Origin of the sequence: Rhizobium sp. PL01 (assembly GCF_033447125.1) — a bacterium.
Taxonomy (GTDB): Bacteria; Pseudomonadota; Alphaproteobacteria; order Rhizobiales; family Rhizobiaceae; genus Pararhizobium.
Genome location: NZ_JAWQUM010000002.1, coordinates 292,499 through 310,000, shown reverse-complemented (window position 1 = coordinate 310,000; position 17,502 = coordinate 292,499). Strand labels below are relative to the sequence as shown.

Annotated in this window: 17 protein-coding genes and 2 tRNA genes; 8 read left to right on the top strand and 11 right to left on the bottom strand. The window is 58.1% G+C overall.

From position 1 onward, the window contains the following. Window positions 1–182 precede the first annotated feature (182 nt). The 5 genes from coaD (at window position 183) to tgt (ending at window position 4,150) form a co-directional block, all read left to right on the top strand. Entirely contained in the window at window positions 183–677 is a 495-nt protein-coding gene (gene coaD / locus R6X40_RS05905) for a pantetheine-phosphate adenylyltransferase (RefSeq protein WP_318411822.1), read from the top strand. Between the two features lie 30 nt (window positions 678–707). Next, complete coding sequence (locus tag R6X40_RS05900; protein ID WP_318411821.1) at window positions 708–1,277, top strand: peptidylprolyl isomerase; 570 nt, start codon at window positions 708–710, stop codon at window positions 1,275–1,277. Between the two features lie 56 nt (window positions 1,278–1,333). Then, entirely contained in the window at window positions 1,334–1,843 is a 510-nt protein-coding gene (locus R6X40_RS05895; protein WP_318411820.1) for a peptidylprolyl isomerase, read from the top strand. Window positions 1,844–1,922: 79 nt separating this feature from the next. After that, window positions 1,923–3,023 carry a tRNA preQ1(34) S-adenosylmethionine ribosyltransferase-isomerase QueA gene (queA, locus tag R6X40_RS05890; protein WP_318411819.1) on the top strand — a complete coding sequence of 367 codons (1,101 nt, stop codon included), beginning with the start codon at window positions 1,923–1,925 and terminating at the stop codon, window positions 3,021–3,023. Beyond that, window positions 3,020–4,150: a tRNA guanosine(34) transglycosylase Tgt gene (gene tgt, locus R6X40_RS05885; RefSeq protein WP_318411818.1), complete on the top strand. Its 1,131-nt coding sequence runs from the start codon at window positions 3,020–3,022 to the stop codon at window positions 4,148–4,150. Before queA ends, tgt begins: the two co-directional genes overlap by 4 nt. 12 nt (window positions 4,151–4,162) lie before the next feature. Here tgt and R6X40_RS05880 read toward each other — a convergent pair whose 3' ends face one another. Both R6X40_RS05880 and R6X40_RS05875 read right to left on the bottom strand, forming a co-directional pair. Beyond that, complete coding sequence (locus R6X40_RS05880) at window positions 4,163–4,582, bottom strand: DUF4864 domain-containing protein (protein ID WP_412178344.1); 420 nt, start codon at window positions 4,580–4,582, stop codon at window positions 4,163–4,165. 192 nt (window positions 4,583–4,774) lie between these two features. Continuing rightward, window positions 4,775–6,061, bottom strand: a complete 1,287-nt coding sequence (locus R6X40_RS05875; protein WP_318411814.1) for an FAD-binding oxidoreductase — start codon at window positions 6,059–6,061, stop codon at window positions 4,775–4,777. Between the two features lie 149 nt (window positions 6,062–6,210). Here R6X40_RS05875 and R6X40_RS05870 point away from each other — a divergent pair, with 149 nt between their 5' ends. After that, window positions 6,211–6,681 (top strand): hypothetical protein, encoded by a 471-nt coding sequence (locus tag R6X40_RS05870; protein ID WP_318411812.1) that lies wholly within the window; start codon window positions 6,211–6,213, stop codon window positions 6,679–6,681. A 304-nt stretch (window positions 6,682–6,985) separates the two neighbouring features. Further along, window positions 6,986–7,930, top strand: a complete 945-nt coding sequence (locus tag R6X40_RS05865) for a phosphoribosylaminoimidazolesuccinocarboxamide synthase (RefSeq protein WP_318412367.1) — start codon at window positions 6,986–6,988, stop codon at window positions 7,928–7,930. 25 nt (window positions 7,931–7,955) lie between these two features. On the opposite strand, the gene R6X40_RS05860 is transcribed toward R6X40_RS05865, so the two are convergent. The 8 genes from R6X40_RS05860 to R6X40_RS05825 form a co-directional block, all read right to left on the bottom strand. Continuing rightward, complete coding sequence (locus tag R6X40_RS05860) at window positions 7,956–8,783, bottom strand: MBL fold metallo-hydrolase (RefSeq protein ID WP_318411810.1); 828 nt, start codon at window positions 8,781–8,783, stop codon at window positions 7,956–7,958. A gap of 1 nt (window position 8,784) precedes the next feature. Beyond that, complete coding sequence (locus tag R6X40_RS05855) at window positions 8,785–9,564, bottom strand: TatD family hydrolase (protein ID WP_318411808.1); 780 nt, start codon at window positions 9,562–9,564, stop codon at window positions 8,785–8,787. Window positions 9,565–9,576: 12 nt separating this feature from the next. Further along, window positions 9,577–11,127 carry a methionine--tRNA ligase gene (gene metG / locus R6X40_RS05850; protein WP_318411806.1) on the bottom strand — a complete coding sequence of 517 codons (1,551 nt, stop codon included), beginning with the start codon at window positions 11,125–11,127 and terminating at the stop codon, window positions 9,577–9,579. A 160-nt stretch (window positions 11,128–11,287) separates the two neighbouring features. After that, window positions 11,288–12,331, bottom strand: a complete 1,044-nt coding sequence (locus R6X40_RS05845) for a DNA polymerase III subunit delta' (RefSeq protein ID WP_318411804.1) — start codon at window positions 12,329–12,331, stop codon at window positions 11,288–11,290. Next, window positions 12,328–13,026, bottom strand: a complete 699-nt coding sequence (gene tmk, locus R6X40_RS05840) for a dTMP kinase (protein WP_318411802.1) — start codon at window positions 13,024–13,026, stop codon at window positions 12,328–12,330. Before tmk ends, R6X40_RS05845 begins: the two co-directional genes overlap by 4 nt. A 165-nt stretch (window positions 13,027–13,191) precedes the next feature. Continuing rightward, on the bottom strand, window positions 13,192–14,346 hold the full coding sequence (locus R6X40_RS05835; RefSeq protein WP_318411800.1) for a D-alanyl-D-alanine carboxypeptidase family protein: 1,155 nt from the start codon (window positions 14,344–14,346) through the stop codon (window positions 13,192–13,194). A 68-nt stretch (window positions 14,347–14,414) separates the two neighbouring features. Continuing rightward, complete coding sequence (locus R6X40_RS05830; RefSeq protein ID WP_318411798.1) at window positions 14,415–15,449, bottom strand: septal ring lytic transglycosylase RlpA family protein; 1,035 nt, start codon at window positions 15,447–15,449, stop codon at window positions 14,415–14,417. 548 nt (window positions 15,450–15,997) lie between these two features. Further along, window positions 15,998–16,087 (bottom strand) — tRNA-Ser (locus tag R6X40_RS05825). Window positions 16,088–16,708: 621 nt separating this feature from the next. Between R6X40_RS05825 and R6X40_RS05820 the strand changes: the two genes are divergently transcribed. Continuing rightward, window positions 16,709–16,927, top strand: coding sequence for a hypothetical protein (locus R6X40_RS05820; protein ID WP_318411796.1), 219 nt, complete (start codon window positions 16,709–16,711; stop codon window positions 16,925–16,927). A gap of 226 nt (window positions 16,928–17,153) precedes the next feature. Here the strand turns inward: R6X40_RS05820 and R6X40_RS05815 are convergent. Further along, window positions 17,154–17,227 (bottom strand) — tRNA-Cys (locus R6X40_RS05815). Window positions 17,228–17,502: the final 275 nt, after the last annotated feature.

The window sequence follows — 17,502 nt, the reverse complement described above, 5'->3', positions numbered from 1 at the left end:
AAAGTTCCGTTCTCTACTTCGCGAAATACAAAATCGTGCTTGAAGCAACCTCGAACGCACCATTCATTTTACACTTATGCGATCTGGATGCTGTTCCTTAGGGAACACGGGGAGCGGCGTGCGTGCTCCCTTGCGATTGGCCTCAGTCCGTGACAAAAGGCTTCGAAACGGAAACAGGCGCGATGACCATTGCTTTTTATCCGGGCTCCTTTGACCCGATGACAAACGGCCACCTCGACGTGCTGGTACAGGCGCTGAACGTGGCGCCGGCGGTCATCGTTGCGATCGGTATCCATCCCGGCAAGACGCCGTTGTTTTCCTTTGAAGAGCGTGCAGCCCTCATTGCGCAATCGCTACACGAATTCCTTCCGGAAAGAGCTGGCGATGTCTCGGTCGTTTCTTTTGACAATCTGGTGGTCGATGCGGCGCGAAAGCATTGCGCCTCGCTTCTGGTCCGCGGCCTTCGTGATGGCACGGACCTCGACTATGAGATGCAGATGGCCGGTATGAACCGGCAAATGGCGCCGGATATCCAGACCCTGTTTCTGCCGGCAGGCACGGCATCACGACCCATTACCGCCACATTGGTTCGCCAGATCGCTGCCATGGGCGGTGATGTCAGCGCCTTCGTACCCAAGGCCGTTCATCAGGCCCTGAACGCAAAACGTAAATCCTGACGTTTTCCTTTTATTTCCACGGGAGTTCATATGAAAATTCTCCAACTCGCTTTCGCAGGCGCCGTTGTCCTCGCATCCCTGACCAGCAATGCCTTCGCCCAGGCCAAGGAATACATCACCATCACGCTGAAGGACGGTCCGGTCGTCATCGAACTGATGCCGGATGTTGCGCCCAAGCACGTTGCGCGCATCAAGGAACTGGCTGAAGCTGGCGATTATAACAATGTTGCCTTCCACCGCGTCATTCCGGGCTTCATGGCGCAGACAGGCGACGTCCAGTACGGCAACATGGAAAAGGATTTCAAGGCCGATATGGCCGGCATGGGCGGTTCGTCGAAGCCGAATGTCGAAGCTGAGTTTTCCAAGGTTCCGTTCGCACGCGGCACGGTCGGCATGGCGCGCAGCCAGGATCCGAACTCCGCCAATTCACAGTTCTTCATCATGTTCGCACCCGGCGATTTCCTGAACGGCCAGTACACGGTTGTCGGTAAGGTCGTTGAAGGCATGGACAATGTCGACAAGATCAAGAAGGGCGACGAAGCCAACAATGGTTCCGTCACCGATCCCGACCGCATGATCAGCGTCAAGGTCGGCAAGTAACACACGTTTTAAAACGCCCGCTTTAACAAGCCCGCTTTACAAAGAAGGAGAAGACCATGACCGAGATCAAGGATCCGGAAAACACCATCATCATGGAAACCACCAAGGGGCAGGTCATCATCCAGCTTCTGCCAGACCTGGCACCGGGCCATGTTGCCCGCATCAAGGAACTGTGCGCGGAAGGCGCCTATGACGGCGTGGTGTTCCACCGCGTCATCGACGACTTCATGGCGCAGACCGGCGACGTGCAGTACGGTAAAACGGGCGGCAAGGATTTCAATCCGGCCCGCGCCGGCATGGGCGGCTCCGAAAAGCCGGACCTCAAGGCTGAATTCTCCAACATGAGCCACGTGCGCGGCACATGCTCGATGGCCCGCAGCCAGATGCCGAACTCAGCCAACTCGCAGTTCTTCATCTGCTTCACCGACAGCCCATGGCTGAACAAGCAGTATTCGGTCTGGGGTCAGGTCATCTCCGGCATGGACATTATCGACAAGATCAAGAAGGGCGAGCCCGTCAAGGATCCCGACAGCATCGTGTCGATGAAACTTGCTGCCAACGCCTAATTCAGGCTATTGCCAAAACCCGTCCCGGAACGCCTTGAAAGGCGCCGGGGCGGGTTTGCTGTTTTAAAGAAGAATCTTGATGCGCGTCGATCTGTTCGATTTCGATCTCCCCGAAGATAATATTGCGCTGCGGCCCGCAAGCCCGCGCGATAGCGCCCGCCTGCTCGTCGTGCAGCCGCAGGACGGCGCTGAGCTGACCGATCGCAGTGTCATGGACCTGCCTTCATTCCTGCGCGCCGGCGATGCCCTCGTCTTTAACGACACGAAGGTCATTCCCGCGCAGCTGGAAGGTTTGCGCAGGCGTGGCGAGGATGTGGTGACGCAAGTGTCGCTGACGCTGCATATGCGCGTCGCCGCTGATCGCTGGAAGGCGTTTGCACGGCCGGCCAAACGCCTCAAGCCCGGTGACAGGATCGAATTCGGCCATGGCTCCAACACCTGCCTGATGGGCGCGCTGGACGCGACCGTCGAGGAGAAGGGAGATGCGGGCGAGGTGACGCTGAAGTTCGATCTTTCCGGCCCGGCGCTGGACGAAGCCATTCTGGCCGTCGGCCACATTCCATTGCCGCCCTATATCGCTTCCAAGCGCCCGGAGGATGAGCAGGACCGCACAGACTACCAGACGGTTTACGCGCGCGAACACGGTGCTGTCGCAGCGCCAACCGCTGGCCTGCATTTCACCGGCCGCCTGTTCGAAGCGTTGGATACGCTCGGCGTCGAGCGCCACTTCGTCACTTTGCATGTCGGCGCCGGAACCTTCCTGCCAATGAAGGTCGACGATACTGACGATCACGTCATGCATCAGGAGATCGGCCATGTCAGCGCCGAGGTCGCCGAGCGGCTGAACGCGGTCAAGGCGAGGGGCGGGCGCATCGTTTGTGTCGGCACCACCTCGCTGCGCCTGATTGAAAGTGCTGCCGACGAAAGCGGTGATATCCGCCCATGGTCAGGCCCGACCGGCATCTTCATCACGCCCGGTTACCGTTTTCGCGCTGTCGATATGCTGATGACCAATTTTCATCTGCCGAAATCGACGCTGTTCATGCTCGTCTCGGCCTTCAGTGGCATGGAGACGATGCGGCGTGCCTACGAGCACGCGATCGACACCGGCTACCGCTTCTATTCCTATGGCGATTCCAGCCTGCTTTTCCGGGACACACCCAGGATCGAGACACCATGACCGAGACATTCCAGTTCAACATCACGGCAACCGACGGCAAGGCGCGTCGCGGCACGGTATCGATGCCGCGCGGAGAAATCCGCACGCCGGCCTTCATGCCGGTCGGAACCGTTGGCACGGTCAAGGCGATGTATCTCGATCAGGTTCGCGATCTCGGCGCCGATATCATTCTCGGCAATACCTATCACCTGATGCTGCGCCCCGGCCCCGAGCGGGTGGCGCGCCTTGGCGGCCTGCACGAGCTGATCCGCTGGCCCTATCCGATCCTGACCGACAGCGGTGGCTTTCAGGTCATGTCGCTGGCGGGGCTGCGCAAGCTTGACGAGAAGGGCGTGACCTTCAAGAGCCATGTCGATGGTGCCCTGCATCATATGTCGCCGGAGCGCTCGATCGAGATCCAGGGCATGCTCGATAGCGATATCCAGATGCAGCTCGACGAATGTGTGAGGCTTCCGGCCGAACCTACTGATATTGAACGCGCAATGGAAATGTCTCTGCGCTGGGCCGACCGCTGCAAGACCGCCTTCGGCGACCAGCCCGGCAAGGCGATGTTCGGCATCGTCCAGGGCGGCGACGTACCGGCACTGCGTGTCCGCTCGGCTCAGGCGCTGTCTGGACTTGATCTGAAGGGCTATGCAATCGGCGGTCTCGCCGTTGGTGAGCCACAGGCCGTCATGCTCGATATGCTTGATATCACATGTCCGGAACTGCCGGCCGCAAAGCCGCGCTACCTGATGGGCGTCGGCACACCGGACGACCTCCTGAAGTCCGTTGCGCGGGGCATCGATATGTTCGATTGCGTCATGCCGACCCGCGCCGGCCGTCATGGGCTGGCCTTCACCCGGCGCGGCCGCGTCAATCTGCGTAACGCCCGCCATGCGGAGGATATCAGGCCGCTGGATGATCAGTCCGCATGCCCGGCAGCACGCGACTATTCGCGCGCCTACCTGCATCACCTCGTCCGCGCCGACGAGAGCCTGGGCGGCATGCTTTTGACCTGGAACAACCTTGCCTATTACCAGGACCTGATGGCAGGCATCCGCAAGGCGATCGAGGAAGGCCGCTATGCCGCGTTCATGGAAGAAACGCAGGATGAATGGGCGCGGGGCGATCTGGCACCGCTGTGAGCGGCAGTCAGGTCAAATTTCAGGGCCGGGGGCCTGCTGCAGCATCTGGACGCCGTTGATCTTGTAGCTGCCATCCGGTTGCTTCACCAGAAAATACAGCGCTGTCCAGTCTTTGCCGTCAGGCGCTGAGATCAATACTTCCTGCGCGACTGTGTCGCCCACGACCTTGCTGCGCCCAAACGCGAAATTTCCGGGCCGGTAAACCGGCGTATAGCCGCGCTTGACCATCTCGAAGAAGATACTCTTGTCGGGAAATTTCTGCCTGATCTGCGGCGAGGCAAACGAATAGGCGCTTTCGGCGTCGTCGTTGAGGAAAGCCTCGATCTGGCTCTGGATGATCGATTGCGCGGTATCGACGGGCTCTGCCGCCAGTGCCAACGGCACTGTCGACAACAGAATAGCAATGCATACACAGGCTCTCAGCGTCCGGATCATTCCCCATCTCCTTGCTGGCCATCAGGATAGATATGATACGTGTGTCGAACGAAAATGGTTTCCTTGCATAGGCAAGATAACTAATATCGAATATTTTTCGTATTTTCAATTGCTTCGTAGGCTTTGTTAAACTGATTTTCGATGAAACGTCACGAGACATTGAGGGCTTTCTTGGGCCATCCCTCGGATTTATATGCCCAGCCGATCCTTCATTCTGCCCCAGATCATCGCGGAGTGCACGCCGATCGGCCAGAGCGGATGGAACCGCATGGGGTTGATGCCGGTCACAGGCAGGTCGATACGGGCGGCTGCACCACTTACCAGACGTTCGGACAACTGTTTGCCCATAGTCGTTGCCAGCGCCACCCCACGGCCATTGCAGCCGAGATAGATCAGCGCGTCTTCGGATGGCTCATGCAGATGGGGCAGGTGGTCCGGCGTGATCGCCAACTGGCCGTTCCAGGCATGCGTCCAGCGGACACCTCGCAGGCCTGGCCAAAGCCGTTCAGCATAACGCTTCAGATAATCGAGCGACCCGGTATGCCCGGCCAATGCCCGCTGTGGCCCACGGCCTCCCATCAGCAACCGGTTCTGCTTGTCGAGGCGGTAATAGACGGTGATATGGCCGCTTTCGTAGAGCACCGGACGCTGGGGCAGGATGTGGGCTGCAAGATCGCCGGGCAGGGGTTCCGTTGCGACGATCGAACTGTAGACGGGAACCAGAGATCTCCTCAAGTCGGGCCAGAGCCCATCCGCGTATGCATTTGTAACAACAAGCAATTTATCCGCCGTGATGGTGGCCTTGTCCGTGCGCAAAATCCAATTTCCGGATTGCTTTCGTGCCGAGACAACACGGCTATTGCCATGGATCGACGCACCTGCATTCTGGGCTGCAGCGGCAAGGCCACGTGCATAATTCAGTGGATGCAGATCGCCACCGCGCGGATCGAACAGTGCTGCCGGGTACCGGTCTGTACCCGTTGCAAATGCGGTTTCCTCAGCATTGAGCAAGCGTGTCGGCATGTGATGCGCAGCGCATTGGATTGCCGTGGCCGCGACAGCAGCTGCCGTCCGCGTATTGGTCGCCGCCCGTAGCGTACCGTTTTGCCTTGCGTCGCAATCAATGCCCAACCGCCGGATGAGGCCGAAGGTAAAGTCCGGTCCACCCCAGGCCATGTCGATCATGCGCCGGCCAAGATCGCCGCCGAACCGCGACAGCAGTTCATCGGGGTTGAACTTGAGCCCGGGATTGACCTGTCCGCCATTCCGTCCGGATGCACCCCAGCCGGGTTCGTTGGCTTCTAGCACGCAGACATCCACGCCCATTTCAGCCAGATGCAGCGCTGCAGAGAGCCCGGCAAACCCGGCGCCAACAATGGCGACCGATACGGTTCGATCAGTGTCCAGCGGTGGCGTTGACGGCGCAGGATGCGCGGTGTCGGTATAGAGGTTGGTCGGCAACGGGACTGCGGGCATGCTGTGCCTTCATGTAAATGAGACAATCATTCTGCACGGCAGGCTTCATTTGAGAAGGGAGAATTGGAGCAACCATCCATCGTCGATGGGTAACTGACCTTTACAATTCACCCTCGATTTGCGCCAATAGGCAGGACGGAGCGGGATCAATGAATTCTGAAATAATCGAAATCTATCATTCGCGCGGTGTTTCAAATTTGGGTCTGTGGGACATCGCCGGTCTCAAGTTCAAAGTCTACGGACTTGTCGCGGATAACAAGGCGATCGACCAAGGCATGCTGATCCTCGCGCAGTCATTTGTGCAACTGGATGTTCTGCCGCGTGTGGCAGACGAGGGCGGTGACAACGGTATGGGCTTTGTAATCATTCATCCTGGCGAGCTTGGCATTTCGATTTCAGCTCACTGGTGGATACAGGGGTCGGTGCTTTGTCAGCATATCTATCGGAAGCTTTATTCCGCTACCGAGCCGATGGACACAGTCAAGAGGCCTGTGATCGCCTGTGTCTGGGAATTAGCTCTTATAAACGCAGAGCAAGAAGCTTGGCGAAGGACGATGATGAAGAGCAAGCCTAGCCCATCGGTCTACTTAAGCACTCGAGCCGACTTCGCAGTGGCGTAGAGACCGGCATCTACGGTTTTGATTGATGCGGTATGCTGGTTGTCCGGCTTGTTCAAACGCGGGGAGAAAGAACGGGCATTCCATCCTCCTAAAAATATGGCCATTATTGTCTTCGTTGCATTTGAAAATGGAATCTGCCCGGCTACATACATCAGTCACATAATGTACATTATGGAACTAATCTATCTGCGAAACGAGCCAATTGCCCGCATTCCTGCGGTCCCGCGGCTTGACCTTACCCGGTCCCAAGGCTTAAGCGATAGCGGTCTCCACCGTCAGCGAAAGACCGGACCCGATGAGCGATTTGCGCATTCTTTCAGATGCTTTCATTCCTGAATTGCCAGGACGCTACAATGGCAAGGTCCGGGACAATTACGATCTGCCGGATGGCAATCGCATCATCATCGCCACCGACCGGCTGAGCGCCTTCGACGTCATCCTCACTGCGATCCCGTTCAAGGGCCAGGTTTTGACGCAGACGGCCCGCTACTGGTTTGAACAGACCGCCGATATCTGCCCGAACCATGTGGTGTCGTATCCGGACCCCAATGTTGTCATCGGCACAAGGCTCGACATCCTGCCAGTCGAAATCGTCGTGCGTGGTTATCTTGCCGGCACGACCAGTACGTCGATCCTGACCAAATATCGCAATGGCGAACGCGCCATGTATGGCATCCGCTTGCCGGACGGTCTGAAGGACAACGAGAAACTGCCGCAGCCGATCATCACGCCAACCAGCAAGGCGTTTGACGGCGGCCATGACGAGCCGCTCTCAGCCGATGAGATCCTGGCGCAGAAGCTCTTGACCGCCGAACAATGGGAAACGGTGTCGCGTTATGCCTTGGCGCTGTTTGAGCGCGGTCAGCAGCGCGCTGCCGAGCGCGGTCTGATCCTTGTCGATACCAAGTATGAATTTGGCACCGACAAGAATGGCCGCATCGTTCTCGCCGACGAAATCCATACGCCGGACAGCAGCCGTTACTGGATCGCCGAAAGCTACGCAGAGAGCTTTGCTACGGGCGCGCGCCCAAAAAGCTTCGACAAGGATTTCGTTCGCGCCTGGGTGACCGAGCGCTGTGATCCCTACAAGGACCCGATTCCTGAAATTCCAGCCGACCTCGTCGAGCAGACGTCAAAGGTCTATATCGAAGCCTATGAGACCATCACCGGCGAGCGTTTCGTCGCTGATCTCTCTGGCGCCACCGTTCTCGACCGCATCCGCGCAAATTTGCAGCCCTATTTCAGCTGAACTTATACAACTGGGCTGAATGATTTCAGCCGGGCTCATTGCCGACGTCGAATTCGATCTGCATGCCGTCATAGGCCGGCTCGATGTGGTCGGCCGTCTCGCGCATCACGGTCTCGTAGTCGAGTGGTGTGTGCATATGGGTGAGCACCGCACGCTTGGGCGAAAGACGTTCGATCCAGCCAAGCGACTGTTCAAGCGACAGATGGCTCGGATGGAACTTGTATTGCAACGTGTCGATCACCAGCACATCCAGTCCGGCAAGCTTGCCGATGGTGTCCTGCGTAAAATCGCTGACATCGCTGCAATAGGCAAAGCCGCCGATCCGAAAACCCATCGACATGATGCTGCCATGGTGCTGAAGCACCGGCTCAAACACGATGGTGCCGCCGGCGCCGCTGATTGCGACTGGCGCAAGAGACGGATCGATGATCCTTGGTTCGACGATCGGTGGATAGCCGCTGCCCTCCGGCGTTTCCAGACAATAGCGAAACCCTTCGCGGATGCGTTCCATCGTTAGCGCATCGGCCCATATCGGCATGCGTTTTCCGGTGTTCTGAACATAGCCGCGCAGATCATCGATCCCATGAATATGGTCTGCGTGCGGATGCGAGTAAAAGACCGCATCGATATTCTTGACCTTCGCCGCGATCATCTGCTCGCGAAAATCCGGGCCGGTATCGATGACGACGGTGGTCGTGCCACCGTCATGGCCGGTCTGCTCGACCAATAAAGCGGCGCGGCTCCGGCGGTTTTTCGGATTAGTGGGATCGCAGGCGCCCCAGTCGCCATTGATACGCGGCACGCCCGGGGATGAGCCGCAGCCGAGAATGGTGAAGACCCGCCTCACCGCCATGTCACAGTCTCGGCATTTTGGAAAAGACGCGGAAAGCATTGTCCGTGGTGATCGCGGCAATCTCGTCCGTCGAAACGCCGATCGTTTCGGCCAGAACCTGTGCGGTATGCGTCACATAGGCCGGCTCGTTGCGTTTTCCACGGAACGGCTTTGGCGCCAGATACGGTGCGTCGGTTTCGACGATCATCCGGTCGTGCGGAACAGTCTTGGCGATCTCGCGCAGTTCTTCGGATTTCGGAAAGGTCAGGATGCCGGAAAAGGAGATATAGCCGCCGAGATCGACGCCAACCTTTGCGAGATCCGGGCCGGACGAGAAACAATGAAGAAGGAAAGGGAAGGCCCCCTTCCCTGTTTCCTCGGTCAGGATCGCAGCCATGTCATCGTCCGCCGAGCGGCTGTGAATGACCAGCGGCAATTGGGTTTGCCGGGCCGCTGCGATATGACGGCGCAGGCCGATAGCCTGTGCATCGCGCGGTGCATTGTCGTAGAAATAATCTAGCCCGGCTTCACCGATGGCGACGACCTTCGGATGCGCCGACAGGCGCACCAGATCATCCGTCTCGATATCGAGTTCCTCATCGGCATTGTGCGGATGCGTGCCGACCGAACAGAAGACGTTGGCGTAGTTTTCTGCAATGGCCAGGATCGTGTCGAATTTTTTGACGCGCGTCGAGATGGTGATCATCTGGGCGACGCCAGCCGAACGTGCACGCTCGATGATCGCGTCACGCTCGGCGTCGAAATCCGGAAAATCCAGATGGCAATGGGTATCGATTAGCATCGCTGGATGTCCTCAAGCTTCCGGCGGGACGTAACGCGGGAAAACCGGCTTCGGTGCTTCCAACGCGGTTCCTGCCACCAGACGCCCGGCTGGCCCGAGTGCTGCAAAGTCGCGCTTGTCCGCGGGGGCTGCCACGAGGTCGAGTAGTTTTGCGGCCGATTCCGGCATGAAAGGCTGCAAGAGAATGGCGATCTGGCGCACGACATCCGCCGTGACATAGAGAACAGTCGCCATGCGCGCCGGGTCGGTCTTCTTCAGCGCCCAAGGCTCCTGGCTTGCAAAATAGCGGTCTGCCTCGGAAACGACGGCGATGATCGAGGCCAATGCCCGGTGGATCATCAGCGCATTCATATCATCGCGGGTCGAGGCGTGTAACGCGTCAGCGGCGGCCAGCATCGCCTTGTCCTCGTCGGTCAATTCGCCACATTCCGGAATCTGCCCGTCGCAGTTCTTGACGATCATCGACAGCGAGCGGCTGGCCAGATTGCCGATGCCGTTGGCGAGATCGGAGTTGATGCGGGTAGCAATCCCCTCCTCGCTATAGCTGCCGTCCTGGCCAAACGAGACTTCGCGCAGGAAGAAATAGCGGATGGGATCGAGGCCGAAATGCTCGACCAGATTGACGGGATCGACGACGTTGCCGACTGACTTCGACATCTTCTCGCCCTTGTTGAGCAGGAAGCCGTGGGCAAACACCTTCTTCGGCAAAGGCAGGCCGGCAGACATCAGGAAGGCCGGCCAGTAGACGGCGTGGAAGCGAATGATGTCCTTACCGATCATGTGGATATTGGCGGGCCAGAATTTGGCACGCGGGCCTTCCGGATCCGTGAGGTAACCGGTCGCGGTGATGTAGTTGGTCAGCGCATCGACCCAGACATACATGACATGGCTTGGATCGTTGGGAACCGGAATGCCCCAGTCGAAGGTCGTGCGCGACATCGACAGGTCGCGCAGGCCGGATTTCACGAAGGAAATTACCTCGTTGCGGCGCTCGGCCGGGCCGATGAAATCGGGATTGTCTTCGTAGTACTGGAGCAACTTGTCCTGATAGGCGGAGAGTTTGAAAAAGTAGCTGGCTTCCTCCACCCATTCGACCGGCGATCCCTGCGGCCCGTAGCGCACGCCATCGCCGCGCACTTCCGTTTCGCCTTCCTGATAATAGGCTTCATCGCGCACGGAGTACCAGCCCGAATAGCTGTCCTTGTAGAGGTCGCCCGCCTCGCCCATGCGGTTCCAGATGTTCTTGACGGCCTCATGATGACGCGGTTCCGTCGTACGGATGAAGTCGTCGTTTGAAGCGTTCAGCAGAACGGCCATGCTCTGGAATTCAGCCGAATTTCGGTCTGCCAGTTCCTGCGGGCTGATGCCTTCCTTGCGCGCCGTCTGCTGCATCTTCTGGCCGTGTTCGTCGGTCCCGGTCAGGAACAGAACCTCGCGCCCTTCCAGCCGCTGGAAGCGTGCCACCGCATCCGTCGCGATCAGTTCGTAGGCATGGCCGATATGAGGCTTGCCGTTCGGATAGGAGATCGCGGTGGTGATGTAGAAGGGGGACGTGTCGGTCATGATCGGGTTTCGGCCTGTGTCTGATCTTGGGTGTCTGGCTATTAGCGCATCCAACGGCGGGATGAAACAGTGCACGCTTAGAAAAGCAGGAGCGTGCTGGCGCGATGCAACTGCGCAAAACCATATCGATACCGCTGCCGCATCGGAACAACGTGGACGTTCAGGCCGTCGCGCGCGACGTTGCCCTGAGGTCGTCCAAAATCGAAAGAACCGTTTGCTTGCGATCGAGATTGTAAGCCTGCGCCACGGTAATCCGCTCGGTCACACTGCTCGAAAGGCGCGCAAACCGGTCCGCCCTGTGGAGATCGCCGGAATGCGCGGCGCGGCGGGCCTCGTCCATCATATGGCCAGTCACCAGCGCCAGGAAGAACGCAAAAATCGTTTCGCTATCTTTTCCGGCCAGCACCTCGGCAAGCTTGTGCATGTCCTTGCGGATTCCCGGTTCCTGTCCGGCCAGAATGGTCTCGAACGTGGTCATGATGTCGAGGCCACCGTAGTTGATCAGCTTCAGGGCCTCGGAAACGCTGCCGTCTGCCGACGTCAGCACCTTTTGTCCATCCGGCCCGGAAAGATCAAAACCTAGATTGTTCATGGCGTTGCGCATCGCGTCTGGGAGAAGAGGCTTCAGTTGCAGCGGCAGGCAGCGCGAACGGATGGTCGGCAAAAGCTTGCCTGGGGCATGGGTCAAGACCAGGAACAGCGAACGCTTGGGTGGCTCCTCGAGGATTTTCAGGATCGCGTTGGCGGCATTGCGGTTGAGGTCATCGGCCGGATCGACGATAACGATCCGCCAGTTGCCCGTACCGGACGTCTGCGAAAAGAATTTTCCGGCCCGGCGCACTTCATCAACAGTAATCGCGCTTTTGACCTTGCCCGTCTTTTCATCGCTCGGGCGTGTCAGGTGCAAAAGGTTATGGGAGGCTCCAGACGCGATCTGCCGGCTGACGATCGAATTCGGATCGGGATCGGCCAGTTCCGCCGGTGCCTGCGCCGGCTCGGGATGTGTCAGCACATGATTGGCAAAGCGGAAGGCCAGTGTTGCCTTGCCGATACCTTCTGGCCCTTCAATCAGGATGGCGTGATGCCCCTTCCCCGACCGGTAGCTTTGCGCCAGAAAATGCTCGGCCTCCGCATGGCCAAAAAGACGCATGTTTTCGGCCGGAGAGATGGCGCCGTCGAGAACGTCGAACCTGTCGCTGCTCATTGTGCTGCTTCCGTATCAGGTCCGCTGCCCGATCCGGGCAACATCGGCTCGATGATCGAAAGTACGCGCGCAGCAATGTCGCTGGCCGAGGCAGAGGCATCGACCACATGACAGCGTTTAGGATCGGCACTCGCAATATCAAGAAAGGCCTCGCGGCGCTTTTCGTGGGTTTCGAGTTCTTCTTTCTCGAAACGGTCCAGTTCGACTTGCTGGCCTGTCTGTATTTCTGCGGCTCCTGCCCGCCTGCGCACTCGCTCGAGGCCAAGGGTTGCCGGCAGGTCGAAGATGATCGTGCACGCAGGCACCACGCCATTAACAGCAACCCGCTCTAGCGCCTCGATGAAGCTGGGCTCCAGATTGCCGGTAACACCCTGATAAACGCGGGAGGAGTCCATGAACCGGTCGCAAATGACGACCGTGCCTTTCAGCAGAGCCGGCCGGATGATTTCCTCGACATGGTCGCTGCGGGCGGCGGCAAACAGGATTGCTTCCATGCGCACGCCGAATTCCTGCGCAGCGCCGGACAAAAGCACATGCCGCACAGCCTCCGCCCCCGGCGAACCACCTGGCTCGCGCGTCGTCAAAACGGTGTAGCCGCGCTCGCGCAAGGCATCGGCCAGCAGGCGAATCTGGGTGGATTTTCCAGCCCCCTCGCCGCCTTCAAATGTAACAAACAAGCCTGTTCCGACTGACACCGCTGATTCCTGTAGATAATTCTTCAATTGAACATCCGTGAGAATGGACGCCCCTGTCTGTGTGCCGCGCGCCCAGAAACCGATACGATGGCCGGTCAAAAGCGTCACACAGGGTCTGTTTAACTGATTGTGTCCGGCCGCGAAACCGCTGGAAGCGTCATTTCATCAGAGCCAGAAGAACAAGAGTTCCTGCAGCGCATCCACTGCTCGTGTCGAGAGTGATCCTTGACCTACGGTCGCATTGGTTTCAACCGGCACTTCGCGCAGCAGCCGCTCTCCGCTCCAGATTTTTAGCGTGCCCGCTTGTTTTCCGGCCTCTACCGGCATGGCCGGTGGCCAGCGATAGACCACCTTGGCCGAAAGCCGCTCCGGATTGTTGACCGGGACAAGGACATCGACAGCATTGGCCGTGACAAGCTGCACATGCGATACCGCGCCGCCGTAGACGCTTGCCTCGCCGACGGCTTCTCCGGCTTCGAACAGCCTCTTTCTTTCAAAAGCCGTCATGGACCAGTCGAGGATCTTGCGCGTCTCCTCGACGCGCTCCTTGTCGGTGGCAAGACCGCCCAGCGCCAGAAAAACGCGCCTGGCATCTTTCTGCATGGTGGCAACCATGCCAAAGCCGAACCCCTCGGCAAATCCGGTGGCAAACCCGTCGACGCCGATACCGGCCGAGATCAGCGGCGTGCGGTTCCGCTGCAGGATCTTGTTCCATTCGAATTCGGTCTGGGAATAATACTTGAACAGGTCCGGATAGTTGGCCTGGATGTGCTGCGCAAGCAGGGCCATGTCGCGCATCGTCGTCTTGTTCTCGGGATCAGGCAGACCAGTGGCATTGTGAAAGACAGAGCCGGTCAGCCCGAGTTCGCGGGCGCGCTCGGTCATGCGCTTGGCAAAGGCTTCCTCGCTGCCCGCCATGCCCTCACCCAGAATGATGCAGGCATCATTGGCAAGCTGAACGGTGACGCCCTGGATCAGATCGACAACACGGACGCGTGATTTCAAGGCGGCGAACATCGTCGATGTTCCCGCCGGCGCGCCGCCCGTTCGCCACGCATGTTCGGAGACTGGAAATTCGGTGTCGAGGGTCAACTCATTCTTGCGGATCGCATCGAAGACCACTTCCATGGTCATCAGCTTTGCAAGCGATGCCGGTGGAATGACGGCATTTTCATCCTTGGCGAAAAGAACCGTGCCCGTCTCGGCATCGATCAGGTAGACCTGCTTCGCCTTCGTCTCGAAGGCCTGAGCCTGCGCCGTCATCGGCGCGCACGCAATCAAGACGAGGGAAATGAAAACCGAGATCAGCCGTATACGCATTCCAAACTCCGGTGCCTCCCCCGGCAATAGCAGCCGGCCCACCGGTGATCAATCGCGAAGGATCGGGATTAGCGTGTGACGCTCTTGCGCTTGGCGTATTCGACAATCGAATCCGGTGTCAGCGGGTTCTGATCGACCAGAATGGCATCGAAAGCCGTCTCGGAATCGCTGACGCGCGCTTCGACATAAGCAGCCGCAAAGGCCATATTGCCATTGGGCATCGGAATATATTCCGGACGTTCCCGCGGGATAGGGCCAATTTCCGGCAGCATCGCGAAAGCATCGAGCCCGGCCGATGACGCATGCGGCGTCTCAGGTTCGGCAAGTGCCGTCACTGGCACGCCCATGTCCAGGTTCGATTTGGACGGGATGGTCAGCATGCCGAGATTGCCTGCCTGCTTGCGCAGCGGCTCATTCGACGCAACCATCACACCCGTGGCGATCTGGCCTTCGGGGAATGCGTTCGGGGTGCGATCACCCTTCTTGACGTAGGACGCCATCAAATAGGGCATGTCGTTACCCTCAAGCGGTGCCTTGCCGATATATTGCACCCGAACCTGCGCACTACCCTTGCGCTTCATGTCGAGAAAGTCGGCCGTCTTGGACGAGACGTCGATGATCCGCCCATATTCATAAGGACCACGATCATTGACCCGGACAACGACGGACGTACCGTTTTCCAGGTTGGTGACACGGGCATAGCTCGGCAAAGGGAATGTCGGGTGGGCGGCCGACAGGTGATATTTATCGTAGACTTCGCCATTCGCCGTCAGCCGGCCATGAAACGCGGAGCCGTACCAGGACGACATGCCGGTCTTGTTGTAGCCAAAATCCTCTTTCGGCTGATACCATCTGCCTTTGACCTGATAAGCCTTGCCGACCTGATAGCGGCCGCCGCCCTTGGGAACGGCTTTACCTTCATCCACAACGCGCGGGCTCGCCTTCACGCCATAGATCGATTCGGCAAAATATTCCTTGCTGCGCGGCTTGTCCTTCTTGATGCTTCCTGTCGATCCGCACGCGGTCAGCCCGACGCAAAGCATCGGAACGGCGGCAACGCGCAATCCCTTGAAGAAAAAAGCCGCAGTCAGATTGGAAGTCATGTGCCCCACATCGCCATTCGTAAAAGCCGTACGCAGTACTCTCCCGCGTTTGCCTCCGCGAAAGTACCGGCGTTACGAAACGTAACAGTCGATTAATCATGACAACAACGTGGCGAAAATGCGAACGGTTAACCGTGCCGGAATGAAACAATTGGGATTATGGTTTACGAATAGTTAACGCCGCGCCGCGCGGATATGAGCCGAGAGGATCGAAAAGCACCTGAAAATGCATGTAATGAAGGCGCGAAAGTGGACGAATACGTGCTCCTAGCAGACATATTCAATGCTGTCGCAGCGAATACCGACGATGGTGCCATCGATGTCGGAAATAAATGTGGAAGATACTGTGAACCAGGCGGTAATGCAGGCGCCGGTCTGCCGATCTGCAAGAGACCGCCAGCCGCCACGATAACCATGTTCTACGTGTGAACATCCGGCGCCTCAAGGAAGGCGTAGGCCCGTTATACAATCATCAAACCACGCAGGATGAAAAAAGCACTCAAGCGCGGTGGAGGGCATTTGTGTCTACGATGGATTGGGGCGGAAAATGGCGGAAGAGGTGGGATTCGAACCCACGGTACGGTCTCCCGCACGCCGGTTTTCAAGACCGGTTCCTTAAACCACTCGGACACTCTTCCTGATGACGGGCATTATGATGATACCGTTTTGACCGGGCGGTGGTTTTCCCGTGCAAACATTTGGACATCAGCCTGTCACGGCTCGCTTTATAGCTTGCCGATTGCGAACGTCAACCGGTTCTGCAGTATGCCGCCATCGCCTGCGATGCGTGCCCGGCTGGCTGAACCTTGGATGCTGCCGGTAGCGCAACGGGGAAAGGTCTTGAACACAGTAGTGTGTATTGCTGCTCTCGCCATTGTTCATCGCAATTTGCGGAGACGGCGACGCTCATAAAAATCCAGATTCGGGCCGCCGTAGATACGCTCGTCGCTACTACGCGGCACCCTGGTCGCGTCGCTTCTACTTGGCAGTGGCTTGTGACCGCGTCCCCCTCGTCCATCCCGATGGTCATAGGCAGAGCAGACCAGATCATAATTGCTGCGTGTGAGGCGAATGGATGATGGCCTGTCACCGTTCGGCTTAATCACCGCGAGAATGTTTCATCGCTTGCCGAAATATGATATCTTGCACTCCTACGCATTGAGTACGCATCCAGCAGTGGAACGCCCGTGGCCAGCGTGTTGCAGCGTCGGTTCACCCGTTAAAATCAAGTGCTGCAAAGCGCGGTGAAGGAGAATGCAATGCATTATAGCGTGCAGTTTTTCACCTGGACCCCGAAGCAGGGCGTTCACCAGGTCGGATCGACGATCGAAATCGATGCGGTCAACCCCAAGCTCGCGGCCGTGTCGCTGCTGGGGCTAAGATTGGACGAGACCGGTGCAGCCAAGAAACTCGCAGTGCGCGTCTGGACAACACCGGATGACAGCAAGGCTGATTGCGCCTGCTTCTATTATCATTGAGCAATCCCCCTGCTTCGCGATGCACCGACGGGGATTATGCAACGCTATCGTTTGTCAACGACGGCATGGTCTCTAGCTGTCCAGGCAAGATGGGAAGACGGAAACCTATCGATCCGATCTCTCTGAAAACTCTTCACAAGAGTGAAAACCCGCTGAGCGCGACCTATCGGCAAGGCCATCGACGCCTGCGCTTCTTCCCTGTCAATTTTCTATGTGTGGGAAAGTTTGGAGGCCTCGCCCGGAATTGAACCGGGGTGCAAGGATTTGCAGTCCTCTGCGTCACCACTCCGCCACGAGGCCTCACGAGTTCAAATAATCGAACTGTGGCGGCGGTTTAGAATGATCCTAGACAAATCGCAAGAGGATATTTCTGAAAATATCCTCGGTCGTTTGTGAAATGAAGTTTCCGAGCCGCTCTCCCACAGGCTTAAGGGGATGAGATCGCTACGGCCCGCACCTTTGAGATGATGAGGCTCGCGTTCCGATCGCGAACCTCATTTGTGATTTCACGCACCCAACTGGTCATCGTAGACAAAGACACATTTCAGGGCAGGATCCGTTTTTGACACCGGCAT

Bases quoted from the DNA above. Each gene is read 5' to 3' on its own strand.
- coaD (WP_318411822.1), top strand. From the start codon at position 183: ATGACCATTGCTTTTTATCCGGGCTCCTTTGACCCGATGACAAACGGC.
- R6X40_RS05900 (WP_318411821.1), top strand. From the start codon at position 708: ATGAAAATTCTCCAACTCGCTTTCGCAGGCGCCGTTGTCCTCGCATCC.
- R6X40_RS05895 (WP_318411820.1), top strand. From the start codon at position 1,334: ATGACCGAGATCAAGGATCCGGAAAACACCATCATCATGGAAACCACC.
- queA (WP_318411819.1), top strand. From the start codon at position 1,923: ATGCGCGTCGATCTGTTCGATTTCGATCTCCCCGAAGATAATATTGCG.
- tgt (WP_318411818.1), top strand. From the start codon at position 3,020: ATGACCGAGACATTCCAGTTCAACATCACGGCAACCGACGGCAAGGCG.
- R6X40_RS05875 (WP_318411814.1), bottom strand. From the start codon at position 6,061: ATGCCCGCAGTCCCGTTGCCGACCAACCTCTATACCGACACCGCGCAT.
- R6X40_RS05870 (WP_318411812.1), top strand. From the start codon at position 6,211: ATGAATTCTGAAATAATCGAAATCTATCATTCGCGCGGTGTTTCAAAT.
- R6X40_RS05860 (WP_318411810.1), bottom strand. From the start codon at position 8,783: ATGGCGGTGAGGCGGGTCTTCACCATTCTCGGCTGCGGCTCATCCCCG.
- R6X40_RS05855 (WP_318411808.1), bottom strand. From the start codon at position 9,564: ATGCTAATCGATACCCATTGCCATCTGGATTTTCCGGATTTCGACGCC.
- metG (WP_318411806.1), bottom strand. From the start codon at position 11,127: ATGACCGACACGTCCCCCTTCTACATCACCACCGCGATCTCCTATCCG.
- R6X40_RS05845 (WP_318411804.1), bottom strand. From the start codon at position 12,331: ATGAGCAGCGACAGGTTCGACGTTCTCGACGGCGCCATCTCTCCGGCC.
- R6X40_RS05835 (WP_318411800.1), bottom strand. From the start codon at position 14,346: ATGCGTATACGGCTGATCTCGGTTTTCATTTCCCTCGTCTTGATTGCG.
- R6X40_RS05830 (WP_318411798.1), bottom strand. From the start codon at position 15,449: ATGACTTCCAATCTGACTGCGGCTTTTTTCTTCAAGGGATTGCGCGTT.
- R6X40_RS05820 (WP_318411796.1), top strand. From the start codon at position 16,709: ATGCATTATAGCGTGCAGTTTTTCACCTGGACCCCGAAGCAGGGCGTT.